A 13,636-nucleotide genomic window follows, 5' to 3' on the forward strand; every position below is an offset into this window, starting at 1 on the left:
ATCTGCGCCCGCTCCCCGGACGACAACCGCTTCCCCGGCATGAACCAACATCCTCACGAAGATCCATCCCGTTGCAACAACCACTTGAGCCCAAGGGCTCCATCTCCCCAACTTCACAGATCTCGAGTCGATCATTCGGCGGTCGGCGGCTTTAGCCGATGATCTGTGAGGACGGTGGCCGGCTGCTGCGTTTGCCGGCGGCTTGGGATGGTTGTCCGGTCCGTCCGTCCCGTGTGGCTGCGCCGATGCCGGTCGGCTGGGCGGTGTGGGTGGTTTGGGGTGTGACCGGGGGCATCCCGGGGCCGGAATGGTGAGCCGCCGGGCGTCGTTGAATACCCCCGGCGGCCGAGGTAGCAGCCCCGCCCGCCGGCCGGTTCATCCGGTCGCCGACGGTGGCCTGGCCCCCGGAATGACGGCGGCCAGCCGGTCGTTATATCTGGACCCGGCCGACGAGCCGGCCCCCGGAATGACGGCCGACCCCCGGTCGTTACATCTGGACCCGGCCGATGGCCCCGGCCCCGGAATGATGGCAGGCCGCCGGTCGTTACACCTGACCCGACGCCGTGAGGCCCCCGCCTCGCACGTCGGACCCCCCTGGCCGATGAGCCCCCGAATGTGGCCCGGCCGAAATGACTTTCCCCCTTGTTTGTTTGAGCGCCTGTCGAGGTGCTTCACACCCGCGCACGTCGCCGACCCCTATCGGCTGTGGGTGTCTACCCCCGAATTGGAGCTTTCCTGATGAACACGATCATGCGTAAGGGCGTTCTGAGTGTTGCTGGTCTGGCTTTCGCCGGTGGCATCTTCGCCGGCCCCGTGGCCGCTCACGCCGCTGCGCCGGCCGTGGACGCCAAGCCCACCGCCGTTGCGGTGCAGGCGGACAAGCCGGGTGTGGACAAGGCGAAGCTGATCCCGCACGGCGTGCAGGGCGAGCAGTCCCGTATCGACCTGAACGACGAGCAGACCAAGAATGTGAAGGCGATCATCGCGGCGACGAAGAAGTCGGGTCTGGACGAGCGGGCCGCGGTCATCTCGATCGCCACGTCGCTGCAGGAGTCGAAGCTGGAGAACCTGGGCCACCTCGGCGACATGAACGACCATGATTCGCTGGGTCTGTTCCAGCAGCGCCCCTCCTCGGGTTGGGGTACGCCGGAGCAGATCACGGATCCTGAGTACTCGACGATGGCGTTCCAGAAGGGTCTGAAGCAGGTTGATGGTTGGCAGGACATGCCGCTGACCGAGGCCGCGCAGACGGTGCAGGTGTCGGCTTACCCGGACGCCTACGCCCAGTGGGAGCAGCAGGCCGCTGACCTGGTCGCCCAGTACTGGAACAGCTGACAACCACATCGCATCATCTGACCGCTGGCCGGCACCCTGACACGGGTGCCGGCCAGCGGCATATCCCCGAACACTTCGGCCGGCACCTGACCCGCGGGCGCCGGCCGGCGTCACATCCGATCGCATTCGCCGGCACCCCACCCGGGTGCCGGCCAGGAGCGCCTCCTGATCCGTGTTGGGTCGCCAACCCGATACGGGTCTCGGCCAGGAGGCCCATGGCTGCCGGCGCCCTATCGCCGGCACCCGGCGGCAGACCGGGTCGGGCGTCTCTTGCCACCGGCCACAGGGTCGCCCCGCAGACCTGTGGGGCCGGACTCTTTGATCGCGGTCCCCCGAACGAGCCGCACGCGGACGGCGAAGCCATCCCGGCCCGGCCGGCCTGACCTCGCGGAGGCGAGATCTTGGACAGTTTCCGTTAGGTCCTAACGGAAACTGTCCAAGATCTCCGGCCGTGGAGAGCTGACCCGGGGTGCGGGGCGGGTGGCTCGGGCCGGCCGCAAGCGGCGGACCGCGGCAGGCGGCCGGCGGACCCGCGGGCGGCGGACGTGCGGGCGGGTCGCTGTGGTGCGGCGCCGAGCGGCCGCACGGGGCGAGTCGAGGTGGTCGAGGCCGGCACCCGGCACGTGCTGTGGGCGGGCGTCGGGGCGGTGGGTGATGGTAGCGGCGACCGGCGGCGGGTGGTCGGGGATGTGAAGAAGCGGGGTGGGAATGGTCGGGGGCGTGGGTAGGTTGTACGGGGTGTCGGTGTGTCCTGTGTCCCCGGGCCTCACCTGATAATTGCCGTCGCGGAATACCGTTTGGCTGGAGCCGCGTCGCGCCACTCGCCGCGAGGCGACCTGCACACCGACACCCCAGTGCCGCCCCCGGCCACCCGGCCGGGGGCGGCACTGTCTTCGGGCCGGCAGGGACACGCGGAGTACCGGCAGGGACGCGCGAAGTAGTGGCCCTCGCCGTCCGGCCACCCGGGGGAGAATGCCGGGATGAGCGTGGACGTGGCGTGGTCGGAGCAGCCGGGCGTGGTCATGCTGCCGAGCGGGGCCCCGGTGCGCGGGCGCCGGATCGCCGACGTGGCGTCGCCGGCCGATTTCGCCCTGCTGTTGGCGGATGGTCCGGCGCCGGCGTGGGCGCACCGGCGGATCCGGTGGCCGGACTTCTGGGTGCCGCTGGACCGGGCCGACGCGTTGGACGCCCTGCGGGAGGGGCTGCGCCGGGCGCATGCCGGCGAGCGGGTGGAGGTGGCGTGCCGAGGCGGCCAGGGCCGTACCGGTACGGCCCTGGCCGCGCTCGCGGTGCTGGACGGGCTGCCCACCGAGCGGGCGGTGGACTGGGTACGCGCCAGCTATCGGCCGCGGGCCGTGGAGACCCCCTGGCAGCGGCGCTGGTTGCGCCGGCTGGCGTGACGGCGCCCGGGTTCGGGCCGGGCGCCGGGGGCCCGCTCACGCGGCCCCGTGCGGCGAAGGACTCGGACGGGCCCCGCAGGGTACGGAGGAGGCGTCAGGCGGCCACGTACTCCCGCAGGTGCTGAGCGGTCAGCGTGTCGCCGCGCGCGACCAGCTCGGTGGGCGTACCGGTGAAGATGACCTTTCCGCCGTCGTGCCCGGCGCCCGGGCCCATGTCGATCAGCCAGTCGGCGTGTGCCATCACCGCCTGATGGTGCTCGATCACGATGACGGTGTTGCCGGCGTCGACGAGCCGGTCGAGCAGCGCCAGCAACTGGTCGACGTCGGCCAGGTGCAGGCCGGTGGTGGGCTCGTCCAGGACGTAGGTGCTGGTCTTCTCGGCCATGTGGATGGCGAGCTTGAGCCGTTGCCGTTCGCCGCCGGAGAGGGTGGTGAGCGGTTGGCCCAGGCTGAGGTAGCCCAGCCCGACGTCGACCAGCCGGCCCAGGATGACGTGGGCCGGACCGCTGGGGAAGAAGTCGTACGCCTTGACGACCGACATGGCGAGCACCTCGCTGATGTTCTTCCCGCGCAGCGTGTAGGTGAGCACCTCGTCAGTGAAGCGCCGGCCCTCGCACCGCTCGCAGACGGTCGCCACCCCGGCCATCATCGCCAGGTCGGTGTAGATCAGGCCGATGCCCTTGCAGGCCGGGCAGGCGCCCTCGGAGTTGGCGCTGAACAGGGCGGCCTTCACCCCGTTGGCCTTGGCGAACGCGGTGCGCACCGGGTCGAGCAGGCCGCTGTAGGTGGCCGGGTTGCTGCGTCGGGAGCCGCGGATGGGGGACTGGTCGACGATGACCACCCCGTTGCGTCGCTGCAGCGAGCCGTGGATCAGTGAGCTCTTGCCCGAACCGGCGACCCCGGTCACCACGGTGAGCACGCCGAGCGGAATGTCGACGCTGACGTCGCGCAGGTTGTGCAGGTCGGCGTTGCGGATCGGCAGCTGCCCGGTCGGACGGCGTACCTCGGCCCGGAGGCTGACCCGGTGGTCGAGGTGGCGCCCGGTGAGCGTGTCGGAGCGGCGCAGGCCGGGGACGTCGCCGGTGTAGCAGATCTGGCCGCCGGCCGTGCCGGCGCCCGGTCCGAGGTCGACCACGTGGTCGGCGATCGCGATCGTCTCCGGTTTGTGCTCGACCACCAGCACCGTGTTGCCCTTCTCGCGCAGCTGCAACAGCAGGCCGTTCATCCGGGCGATGTCGTGCGGGTGCAGGCCGACCGTCGGCTCGTCGAAGACGTACGTGACGTCGGAGAGGCTGGAGCCCAGGTGCCGGACCATCTTCACCCGCTGCGCCTCGCCACCGGAGAGGGTGGCGGACTCCCGGTCGAGGCTGAGGTAGCCGAGGCCGATCTCGACCAGCGACTCCAGCAGGCTGCGTAGGTTGCCGGTCAGCGGCGCCACCGCCGGGTCGTCGATGCCGCGGACGAACTCGGCGAGGTCGCTGATCTGCATCGAGGAGCACTCGGCGATGTTGCGGCCGGCGATGCGGGAGGAGAGCGCCGCCTCGTTGAGCCGGGTGCCGCAGCAGGCGGCGCAGGTGGTGAAGGTGACCGCCCGGTCGACGAAGGCCCGGATGTGCGGCTGCATCGACTCGCGGTCCTTGGCGAGCATGAGCCGCCGGACCTTCGTTACCAGGCCCTCGTACGTCCAGTTGTTGCTGCCCATCTTGATCTTCGTGGCGGGCTTGTGCAGGAAGTCCTCCCACTGCTGGGGCGTGTAGTCCTGCAGCTTGGCGTCGGGGTCGAACAGGCCGGAGCCGACGATGGTCTGCCAGTACCAGGAGTCGACGGCGAAGTTGGGCACCTTGATCGCGCCGTCGTTGAGCGACCGCTCGACGTCGACCAGTTCGTGCACGTCGAGGTCGGAGACCCGGCCCAGCCCCTCACAGGTCTGGCACATGCCCTCGGCCAGGTTGAAGCTGAACGCGCCGGCGCCACCCACGTGCGGGGTGCCCAGCCGACTGAAAACGAGCCGCAGCATGGCGTACGCGTCGGTGGCGGTGCCGACGGTGGATCGGGAGTTGACTCCCATCCGCTCCTGGTCGACCACGATCGCGGCGCTGAGGTTGCGCAGCGAGTCGACGTCCGGCCGGCTCACGTTCGGCATGAAGGACTGCAGGAAGGCGCTGTAGGTCTCGTTGATGAGGCGTTGCGACTCGGCGGCGATGGTGCCGAAGACGAGTGACGACTTGCCCGATCCGGAGACACCGGTGAAGACGGTGAGCCGGCGCTTGGGGATGTCCACCGATACGGAGGCGAGGTTGTTCTCCCGCGCCCCGCGTACTTCGATCATGTCGTGGCTGTCGGCGGCGGACCGTGCTGGCTGCGGCATGCGAACCCTTCACGAGATCGTTGGGGCAGGCGATCGCCCACCCTGGCATCGGGGTTTGACGGCTTCAATTCTCTCATTCAGCCCTCGTAGAGGGTTTCGCGAACTACCGAGCGTGACAGGAGGTGGGATAGGAGGGAAAGTCTCAAACGACGTGGTAACCGGTACGGTGGTCGGCGTGCACACCGGTGAGCGGCTGCGAGCGGTAGATCTGGCGGCGACCGCCGGGATCTCGGTGCAGCAGGTCCGCAACTACGTGGACCTGGGGGTGCTCCCCGCCGTGCGGCGCACCGAGAGCGGTTATCGGATCTTCACCGCCGAGCACGCCCGTGCCCTGGCGGTGGCGCGCCGGATGGCCGAGGGGCACGGCTGGGCGCGTACCCGGGAGATCATGGCCGCGGTGCACCGCGACGACCTGCCGGCCGCGCTGGCGGCGCTCGACGGCGGCCACGCCGAACTGCACCGCGAGCGGGCCGAGATCCGTCGGGTTCTCGGCGCGTTCGAGACGGTGGTGACCAGCCCGGCGGCGGTCGCGCCGGCGCCACGCGGTGCCGCCCGGGTCGGTGAGGTGGCCGCGCTGGTCGGCGTCCGTACCTCGCTGCTTCGGCTCTGGGAGGAGCGCGGCCTGCTGCGCCCGACCCGCGTCCGGGGCACCGGCTACCGGGTGTACGACGACACAGAGCTACGCGCCGCGCAGGTGGTCGCGCTGCTGCGCCGAGGCGCCTACCCCTTCGAGATCATCGCGGCGGTGCTGGCCGAGCTGCGCACCACCGGCAGCGCCCAGCGGGTCCGCGCCGAGCTGGGCCGGCGGGAGCAGGAGCTGCACCGGCGCAGCCTGCGCCGGCTGCGCGCCTCCGCCGCGCTGCACGACTACCTGCGTCACCGGGAGTCCCTCGGCCCGGCCTGATCCCGCAGCGGCCGAGGCCCTGGCCGACGGGCGCTTAGAGCTCGTCGTGCACCGACCGATTCGGCACCGTCAGATCTTCCGGGTGGTCGGTGTCGATTGCCCGCGGTCCCGCCCCGGCGCCTCTCCGGCCCGGATTAGGGTGCTGGCATGAGAGTTCGGCTGCTGGCGGCCACGGCGACGGCCGTCCTGCTCTCCGTCGTCGTGGCCGCCCCGGCCGCCGGCGCTGAGGCCTCGGAGCGGGTCGGTCCCGCCGGAATGGCCGGCGGGTCGGTGCAGGCCGGCGCGACGCGGGCCGTGCCCTGCCCGCGCGCGGCGGCCCCGGCGGTCTCCCGCCCGCCGCGCCCGTCCCCACCGCCGGTGGTGCCTGAGGACCGGGTCGTCGGCGGGCCGGAGCTGGACACCGCCGGGCTGGCCGTGCCGGCGGGGGTGCCCGCGCCGCCGAAGATCACCGCCACCTCCTGGCTCGTCGCCGACCTGGACACCGGGCAGGTGCTCGGCGGCTGCGGCCCCCACGAGTACGCGACCCCGGCCAGTGTGCAGAAGCTGCTGCTGGCCGCGACCATGCTGCCGCGGCTGGACCCGAAGCAGGTCGTCACGGTCACCGCGGCGGACATGCGGATCGAGCCCGGGTCGTCGGCGGTCGGACTGGTCGAAGGGGGCCGGTACAGCGTCGAGACGGTCTGGCTGGGCCTGTTGCTCAACTCGGGCAACGAGGCGGCGAACGTGCTGGCCCGGCTGGGCGGGGGCGCGGATGGAGCGGCCGGCGGGGTACGGGCGATGAACGAGAACGCGCGCCGGCTCGGCGCGCTCCAGACGCACGCGGTCACCCCGTCCGGGCTCGACGGGCGCGGGCAGTTCACGAGCGCGTACGACCTGGCCCTGATCGCCCGCGTCTGCTTCGCCGACCCCAACTTCCGGCGGTACGCGCTGACCGAGCTGACCCAGATCCCGGCCCAGCCGGCGAAGCGGACCAAGGGCTTCCAGATCCAGAACGAGAACCAGTTGATCTACCGCTACCCGGGCGCGCTGGGCGGCAAGACCGGCTTCACCGACCTGGCCCGGCACACCTACGTCGGCGCCGCCGAGCGCGACGGCCGCCGGCTGGTGGTCACGCTGCTGGGCGGCGAGCCGCAGCCGATGCGCGGCTGGGAGCAGGGCGCGGCCCTGCTCGACTGGGGGTTCGCGCTGCCCCGGTCGGCCTCGGTCGGTCGGCTGGTCGAGCCCGGGGAGCTGTCGGCGACGCCGACGGGCACCCCGTCCCCGCCGACCGTGCCCGACCAGCCGCGACCGGCCGCCGCGAGCGGGCCGGTGGACGGTGGTACGTCGGGCTTCTGGGCGGTGGCCGGACTGGCCGGCGCGGCGGCCGTCCTGCTGCTCGCCGGGCTGGTGTGGCGCCGTCGGGTCGCCCGCCAGCAGGCACCCTGACCCGGGCGTAGCGGGCACCGGGCAGGTGACCCGGCCGGGCGGACCAGTCGCCGGGCGGTCGGCCACGGATCGACAAGCACCGACGGGATCCATAGACTCCGGTCGCTCCGGTACCACGAGTCCAGGAGGATCCCGTGTCGCGTGAACCACGACCGCAGTCCATTCCCGACCCGCGCCGCCCGACCCGTACGCTGACCCGCCTCGCCAGCGTGGCGCTGGTCGCCGGGGCGCTGGTCGCCGCCGCCGGCGCCGCCGCTGTGGCCGCCCCCGTCGGGTCCGCCGCCCCGGCGGTCGCCGCGGCCGGCTCGGGCGCCACCCACGGTCCGTGCGGCTACCTCGCCACCCCGGAGGAGCCGGCAGCCCGGCCGGTCCCGCTGCCGCCCGACCCCCGCCGTACGCCGGACCGGGGCACCGTCCGGGTGACGTTGTGGACCAACCACGGCCCGATCGGGCTGCTCCTGAACCGGGCGGCGGCGCCGTGCACGGTACAGAGCTTCCTGCACCTGACCCGCCACCGCTTCTACGACCGGACCTCCTGCCACCGGCTCACCGCGTACCCCACGCTCAGTGTGCTGCAGTGCGGAGATCCGTCCGGAACCGGTTCGGGTGGGCCCGGCTACCGTTACGCCGACGAGCTGCCGACGGACCTGCCGCCGGCGCCCACCGACCCGACGGGCGAGCGCCGGCTCTACGCCCGGGGCACGCTCGCCATGGCCAACGCCGGGCCGGACACCAACGGCAGCCAGTTCTTCCTGGTCTACGCCGACTCGGCGCTGCGGCCGAACTACACCGTCTTCGGCTCGGTCGACCGGGCCGGGCTGGCAACGCTCGACCGGATCGCCGCCGGGGGAGTGGCCCCGACCGAGGAGGACCCCGCACCCGTCGACGGCGCGCCGGCACTGCCGGTCGACATCCGCAAGGCCCTGCGGCACCACCACCGCTGACGGCTCACGTCCGCGCCGCGCCGACCGGGAGCCGATCCGGCCGGCGCGGCGCTGCCGGTCGCCGAGGGTCCGGCGCTGGACGGCCGCCGCAACGGCGGGCCACCGGCGCGGACGGCCGGGGCTGGCCGACAACGCCAGCGCTGCGGGTACCCCGACCGGGTGAACGGCGCAGAGCGGCGACCAGCCGGGATGGGGGTGCGGCATGCTGCGATCGATGATGCCGGCGCGGCCGGGGACACCAGGTCCACCCGCGGCTGTCGGCACCCGTCGCGCCCGTCATCCGACTCGACGGCGGCCGTGCGGCGGGCGCGGAGCCGTGCGGCTCACACACGGCCATCGTGCGGCCGACCGGTGCTCCCGAGACAGCAGGGTGGAGAGGACTTCCAGATGGCAGACGGCGACGTGCCCGAGCGGATGCAGGCCGCGGCCTTCGACGAGTTCGGCGGTCCGGAGGTGATCACCCCACGCATCCTGCCGGTGCCGCAGATCGCCGACGACGAGGTCCTGCTCAAGGTGTGGAGCGCCGGGGTGGGAGTGTGGGACGCCGCCGAGCGCGAGGGCAAGCTGGTGCCGGAGGGCGCGTCGTTCCCGATCGTTCCCGGCGCCGAGGCGGCCGGAACGATCGCCGCCGTCGGGGGACAGGTGACCAACGTGACCGTGGGCGACCTGGTCTACGCGTACGCCCACACCCGGCCGAAGGGCGGCTTCTACGCGGAGTACGCGGCGACGAAGGCGGAGTACGTCGCGAAGCTGCCGGCGGGAGTGCCGGTGGAACATGCCGGAACCATGCCCACCGACGCGCTGACCGCGATGTCGGGGCTGAATCTCCTGAGCCTGCCGGCCGGCGCGTGGCTGCTGATCTTCGGCGCGAGTGGCGGCCAGGGGCATCTTGCCGTGCAGTTGGCCAAACGGCAGGGGCTCAAGGTGATCGCCGTGGCGTCCGGGGCCGAGGGCGTGGCGCTGGTGACCCGCCTCGGCGCCGACGTGGCGCTCGACGGCCACGGTGAAATCGCCGAGGTGCTGGGGCGGATCCGGGAGGTGGCTCCGGACGGGGTCGACGGTCTGCTGGCGATGGCGGGGGGCAAGACTTTGGACCGGCTCGCCGAGGCGCTGCGCGACGGCGCCGTGCTCGCGTACCCCAACGGTGTGCAGCCGGCACCGAACGAGCGGCCCGGCGTGACGGTCGAGGCGTACGAGGGCGAGACCGGACCCGGGCAGCTGCAGCGGCTCAACGAGCTGATCGAGGCGGGCCCGTTCCAGGTGCACGTCGCCGAGAAGTTCCCGCTCGGGCGGGCGGCGGAGGCGCATCGCCGGCTGCAGACCTCCTACTCCGGCAAGTTGCTGCTCACCGTGAGCTGAGCCGCAGGACCGTCACGACGCCCGCGACGAACCGACCGGCGGCACGGCCGTGCTGTCCCGGACCACCAGTTCGGTGGCGAGCTCCACCCGGGGCGAGTCGATGGCCTCGCCCTGGGCGAGCCGCAGGACGGTTCGCGCGGCCAGCCGACCCATCTCGACCAGCGGTTGCCGCACGGTGGTCAGTGGCGGTGAGGCCCACCGCGCCTCGGGCAGGTCGTCGAAGCCGACCACACTGACGTCGCCCGGGACCAGCAGACCGCGCTGCCGGATGGCCTCGTAGACGCCGAACGCCATCTGGTCGCTCGCCGCGAAGATCGCCGTCGGCGGCTCGTCGAGGTCGAGCAGCGAGGACCCGGCGGCGAAGCCGGACGCGTGGTAGAAGTCGCCCGGCCGGCACAGATGTTCCTCCAGCGGCAGGCCGGCGGCCTCCAGCCCGGCCCGGTAGCCGTCCAGCCGGGCCCGGCTGCACAGCAGGTGCGTCGGCCCGGCCACGAACCCGATCCGCCGGTGCCCGAGCGAGAGCAGGTGCTCGGTCGCGGCGAGCCCGCCGGCCCAGTTGGTGGCTCCGATGGTCGGCACGTCGATGGCGGGCACGCCGGCCGGGTCGACCACCACCACGGGCACGTTGAGCCGCCGCAGTTGGGCGTAGAGCGGGGGGCTGACGTGCGAGGTCACGAAGATGACACCGTCGGTGGCCCGGGCGCGCAGGTTCTGCAGCCACTGCCGGGCGGCGGTGGACTGTCGGTGTATCGCCGAGACGACGGTGCCGAGACCGGCGGCGTGGCCGACGTCCTCTACGCCGCGGATAATCTCCACGGCCCAGGGGCTGTCGAGGTCGTTGAAGACCAGGTCGAGCAGGCCGGGGCTTCGTACCGCGCGGGTGGCCCGACGCCGGTAACCGTGGTGGCGCAACAGCTCCTCGACCCGCTCCCGGGTGCCGGGCGCGACGTCCGATCTTCCGTTGAGCACTCGCGACACGGTCGGCACCGAGACCCCGGCCTCCCGGGCGATGGCGGTGATGGTCACCCTGCGTCCCTCGTCGGCGTCCACCGGCGTCTCCCTCCCCGGCTCGGCGCCGGACCCGGCGGGCCGGGTCCGGAAGGCCCGTCGCCGCTGCTCCGTCCCGGTCATCTTGCCGCACGGACCGAGGGCTGGCGACAGGGCGGATCGCGACCGTGTTCCGGCAAGTTGCGGGAGATTCCCGGAAGTCGGGCTGATCGGACCGGACCGGCGCGTCGCCAGGCCCGGCGCAGCCCTCGTGACTCGCCGCTCAGCCGCTCGCCGCCCCCGCGGCCGACGGCGGCCGACCCGGCCCGGGGGGCGGCGGGTACGGGGCGCAGGAAGACCGGACCACCAGTTCGGTCGGCAGGCGGACGTGCGGGTCGCGTTCGACGCCGCCGACGAGGTCGATGAGCAGCCGCATCGCCTCTGCTCCCATGCGCTGCAGGGGTTGCGCGATCGTGGTGAGTTGCGGGGTGACCAGCGCCGACTCGGGGATGTTGTCGAAGCCGATCACGGACAGGTCGTCGGGCACCGTGAGGCCCAGGGTCCGGGCGACGTCCATCGTGGAGATCGCGGAGAGGTCGTTGCCGGCGAAGACGGCGGTCGGCCGGTCGGGCGCTGTCAGCAGTTCCGTGGCCGTGGCGGCGGCGCCCTCGACCCGGAAACCGCCGACGCGGACGAGTCGTTCGTCGACCGCGACGCCCGCGTCGGCCATGGCCCGGCGGAAGCCGGCCTCGCGAAGGCGCGCCGACTCGAGGTCGGGGCGACCGCTGATGTGGCCGATGCGGCGGTGTCCGAGCGACAGGAGGTAGTTGGTCGCGAGCACCGCACCGGCGAAGTTGTCGGAGTCGACGGTGGGGAGCCCCGACGGGCCGGTGTGGGGGTCGACGGCCACGACATGGAAGCCCTGTTTGGTCTCGACCACCGTCGGCGTGACGATCACGGCCCCGTCGATGAGCGTCCCGGACAGGCGTGCCAGCGAGCGCCGCTCCCAGCCGACGGCCGTGCCGTCGCCGTCGCCGCCGGAGTAGGCCAGCAGTTGGTAACCGGTGCCGGCAACTTCCTTGGACGCGCCCTTGAGCAGCTCGGTCGAGAACGGCTCGAACTCGGCGACCAGGATGCCGAGGACGTTCGTCCGGTGGCTGCGCAGGCTCTGCGCTCCCAGGCTGGCCTCGTAGCCGAGCTGGTGGATGACCTCCCGGACGCGCTTCACGGTCGCCTGCGCCACGCCGTAGCGACCGTTGACGACCTTCGACACGGTCGCCACCGAGACGCCGGCCGTACGGGCCACGTCCGACATCTTGACACGCTCGGGGAAGGTCACGCCGATGATGATAGAGGGCCACCAGGGACTCGCCGCGAGGGATTCGAAAACGTTATCGACAACGGTTGACACTCCGTTACAGGACTGTAAAACTCGCCGCACCTAAGCACCGCCACTGCTAGTCGAGGAGACGTGTCGATGGCGATGAAGCACCGCGCGGGCGCCACCCTGGCGCTGTTCGTGACCACCGCACTGCTCGTCGCCGGGTGCAACGGCGGCGACAGCGAGGCACCCGCCGAGAGTGAGCTCTACAAGAACCCGGTGACCCTGACCTGGTGGCACAACGCCTCCCAGGACGGGCCTGGAAAGACCTACTGGGAGAAGGTCGCGAAGGACTTCTCCGCACTGCACTCGACCGTCACGATCCAGATCGAGGCGATCGAGACCAACCAACTCCAGCGCACCCGGCTCCCCGCCGCGCTGCTGTCGAGCGACCCGCCGGACATCTTCCAGGCGTGGGGCGGCGGCGAGATGCGTGAGCAGGTGGAGGCCGACTACCTCAAGGACCTCACCGACCAGGTCAAGGACGAGGTCGCCAACATCGGCAGCGCGACCGAGATCTGGCAGGTGGACGGCAAGCAGTACGGCCTGCCGTACCGGATGGGGATTGAGGGCATCTGGTACAACAAGGACATGTTCGCGAAAGCGGGCATCACCGCTCCTCCGACCACGTTCGAGGAGCTCAACCAGGCGGTCACGAAGCTCAAGGCCATCAACGTCATCCCGATCGCGCTGGGTGCCGGTGACAAGTGGCCCGCCGCGCACTGGTGGTACAACTTCGCGCTGCGTGCCTGCTCGGTCGACACGCTCAAGAAGGCGTCCGTCGACACGGTCTTCGACGACCCGTGCTTCGTCAAGGCGGGCCAGGACCTGAAGACCTTCATCGGCACCAACCCGTTCCAGCCGAACTTCATCGCGACGCCGGGCCAGAACGACCCGACCAGCGCCAACGGGCTGGTCGCCAACGGCAAGGCCGCGATGGAGCTGATGGGCGACTGGAACCGGGGCACCCTGGAGACCGTCGCCGAGGACCCGGAGGCGCTCAAGAAGTTCCTCGGCTGGTTCCCCGTACCGGCGATCGCCGGCTCCGCCGGTGACCCGAAGGCGGCCCTCGGCGGCGGCGACGGGTTCGCCTGCGCCAAGAACGCCCCGCCCGAGTGCGTCGAGTTCCTCAAGTACATCGTGAGCCCCGAGGTGCAGAAGGGCTACGCCGAGACCGGCACCGGCCTGCCCGTAGCCAAGGGCGCGGAGTCCGGCGTGGCGGACCCTGCCCTGAAGTCCATCCTGGAGGCGACCTCCGGCGCGACGTACGTGCAGCTCTGGCTGGACACTGCCTTCGGCAGCACCGTCGGCAACGCGATGAACGACGCGGTCGTCGCCATCTTCGCCGGCAACGGCACTCCGGAGAAGGTCGTCGAGGCGATGAAGGCGGCCGCGAAGAAGTGACCTCCACCAACCCGACCCGGACCCCCCGCCGGGGGGGGGGGGGCGCGCCCCCCCCCCCCCCCCCCGCCCGGCGGGGGGGGGGCCCCCCCGCGCGCGCGCGCCCGCGAGCGTGGCGCGAGAATTACTGGG

At 72.2% G+C, this 13,636-nt stretch carries 10 protein-coding genes; 7 read left to right on the plus strand and 3 right to left on the minus strand.

What is annotated here, in order from left to right:
• Positions 1-738 precede the first annotated feature (738 nt).
• A complete protein-coding gene (locus tag ACIBBA_RS31525) occupies positions 739-1,335 on the plus strand; it encodes a hypothetical protein (protein WP_396702243.1) in 597 nt (198 codons plus the stop codon).
• 980 nt (positions 1,336-2,315) lie between these two features.
• Entirely contained in the window at positions 2,316-2,735 is a 420-nt protein-coding gene (locus tag ACIBBA_RS31530) for a protein-tyrosine phosphatase family protein (RefSeq protein ID WP_396702245.1), read from the plus strand.
• A gap of 94 nt (positions 2,736-2,829) precedes the next feature.
• Here ACIBBA_RS31530 and ACIBBA_RS31535 read toward each other — a convergent pair whose 3' ends face one another.
• Positions 2,830-5,103, minus strand: a complete 2,274-nt coding sequence (locus ACIBBA_RS31535) for an ATP-binding cassette domain-containing protein (RefSeq protein ID WP_396702247.1) — start codon at positions 5,101-5,103, stop codon at positions 2,830-2,832.
• Positions 5,104-5,278: 175 nt separating this feature from the next.
• Here ACIBBA_RS31535 and ACIBBA_RS31540 point away from each other — a divergent pair, with 175 nt between their 5' ends.
• From ACIBBA_RS31540 to ACIBBA_RS31555, 4 genes are all read left to right on the plus strand, one after another.
• Complete coding sequence (locus tag ACIBBA_RS31540) at positions 5,279-6,007, plus strand: MerR family transcriptional regulator (RefSeq protein WP_396702249.1); 729 nt, start codon at positions 5,279-5,281, stop codon at positions 6,005-6,007.
• Positions 6,008-6,154: 147 nt separating this feature from the next.
• Complete coding sequence (locus tag ACIBBA_RS31545) at positions 6,155-7,432, plus strand: D-alanyl-D-alanine carboxypeptidase family protein (RefSeq protein WP_396702251.1); 1,278 nt, start codon at positions 6,155-6,157, stop codon at positions 7,430-7,432.
• A gap of 134 nt (positions 7,433-7,566) precedes the next feature.
• On the plus strand, positions 7,567-8,376 hold the full coding sequence (locus ACIBBA_RS31550; protein WP_396702253.1) for a peptidylprolyl isomerase: 810 nt from the start codon (positions 7,567-7,569) through the stop codon (positions 8,374-8,376).
• A 387-nt stretch (positions 8,377-8,763) separates the two neighbouring features.
• The gene (locus ACIBBA_RS31555) at positions 8,764-9,735 is read left to right on the plus strand and encodes an NADP-dependent oxidoreductase (protein WP_396702254.1); all 972 of its coding nucleotides are present in this window, start codon (positions 8,764-8,766) and stop codon (positions 9,733-9,735) included.
• 12 nt (positions 9,736-9,747) lie between these two features.
• On the opposite strand, the gene ACIBBA_RS31560 is transcribed toward ACIBBA_RS31555, so the two are convergent.
• Both ACIBBA_RS31560 and ACIBBA_RS31565 read right to left on the minus strand, forming a co-directional pair.
• Positions 9,748-10,785: a LacI family DNA-binding transcriptional regulator gene (locus tag ACIBBA_RS31560; protein WP_396702256.1), complete on the minus strand. Its 1,038-nt coding sequence runs from the start codon at positions 10,783-10,785 to the stop codon at positions 9,748-9,750.
• A gap of 220 nt (positions 10,786-11,005) precedes the next feature.
• A complete protein-coding gene (locus ACIBBA_RS31565) occupies positions 11,006-12,061 on the minus strand; it encodes a LacI family DNA-binding transcriptional regulator (RefSeq protein ID WP_396702258.1) in 1,056 nt (351 codons plus the stop codon).
• A 138-nt stretch (positions 12,062-12,199) separates the two neighbouring features.
• On the opposite strand from ACIBBA_RS31565, the gene ACIBBA_RS31570 reads away from it, so the two are divergent.
• Positions 12,200-13,507 (plus strand): ABC transporter substrate-binding protein, encoded by a 1,308-nt coding sequence (locus ACIBBA_RS31570; RefSeq protein ID WP_396702260.1) that lies wholly within the window; start codon positions 12,200-12,202, stop codon positions 13,505-13,507.
• Positions 13,508-13,636 lie beyond the last annotated feature (129 nt).

Origin of the sequence: Micromonospora sp. NPDC051006, from assembly GCF_044456245.1 — a bacterium.
GTDB lineage: Bacteria > Actinomycetota > Actinomycetes > Mycobacteriales > Micromonosporaceae > Micromonospora.

Bases quoted from the DNA above. Each gene is read 5' to 3' on its own strand.
- ACIBBA_RS31525 (WP_396702243.1), top strand. From the start codon at position 739: ATGAACACGATCATGCGTAAGGGCGTTCTGAGTGTTGCTGGTCTGGCT.
- ACIBBA_RS31530 (WP_396702245.1), top strand. From the start codon at position 2,316: ATGAGCGTGGACGTGGCGTGGTCGGAGCAGCCGGGCGTGGTCATGCTG.
- ACIBBA_RS31535 (WP_396702247.1), bottom strand. From the start codon at position 5,103: ATGCCGCAGCCAGCACGGTCCGCCGCCGACAGCCACGACATGATCGAA.
- ACIBBA_RS31545 (WP_396702251.1), top strand. From the start codon at position 6,155: ATGAGAGTTCGGCTGCTGGCGGCCACGGCGACGGCCGTCCTGCTCTCC.
- ACIBBA_RS31555 (WP_396702254.1), top strand. From the start codon at position 8,764: ATGGCAGACGGCGACGTGCCCGAGCGGATGCAGGCCGCGGCCTTCGAC.
- ACIBBA_RS31570 (WP_396702260.1), top strand. From the start codon at position 12,200: ATGGCGATGAAGCACCGCGCGGGCGCCACCCTGGCGCTGTTCGTGACC.